Source organism: Patescibacteria group bacterium (assembly GCA_026415775.1).
Lineage (GTDB): Bacteria > Patescibacteriota > Minisyncoccia > UBA6257 > JAAZHW01 > SKW32.
On record JAOAGL010000019.1, the window covers coordinates 1 to 605 of the forward strand.

1 protein-coding gene and 1 tRNA gene are annotated in these 605 nt (G+C 50.6%); both read right to left on the reverse strand.

The annotated features are described in order from the left end of the window. Window positions 1–99 (reverse strand): AbrB/MazE/SpoVT family DNA-binding domain-containing protein (locus N2692_03150; protein MCX8016262.1); only part of this gene is annotated, 99 nt, incomplete at its 3' end. A 339-nt stretch (window positions 100–438) separates the two neighbouring features. Further along, window positions 439–512, reverse strand: a tRNA-Gln gene (locus tag N2692_03155). Window positions 513–605 lie beyond the last annotated feature (93 nt).

Genomic DNA, 605 nt, shown 5'->3' on the forward strand with positions numbered 1-605 from the left:
CTCGAGTGGTGTCTCGCCGTCGATCTTGAGCAGGTCGAGGATGGGCCGGTCGATCACCAACGCCAGGCTGTTTCCATGCTTGGTCAGCTTCTTTACCATGGCTGCCTCCGTAGCTCCAATGTTACCACAAAGGTAGAACGAAATATTCCCTGTCAAGCGCCTTGGGCACCGGTTCGAAGATCGCCAGACTGGGCTACGCTCTCAACCGGCCTGTCAACAAAGTCAGACCTGTCAACAGAGAAAACGGAGAGTTTGAAGGGTTGAGAGAGGCCAACGAACCGAACCATGGCGGTTGAGCGCGCGGCCCGGTTGGCGGTGTTTCCAACCGGAGAACCGCGCCGGAACGCAAATACTGGCGAATGTTTGGGATAACGGGCAACCGCCAACAGCGATGGTGTCAAGCAAAACGGGGCGGCGGGAAGTTACGGATTTTGGGTGTGGCTCCCCGGCATGGATTCGAACCACGATTCACGGCTCCAAAGGCCGCTGTCCTACCATTAGACGACCCGGCAATATAAAATTATTATAATAAAAAATCAAATAAAATCAATAAATAAAAATGAAAAAAATTATTTTAAACTTTCAATAATGGCTATTTCTAAAGG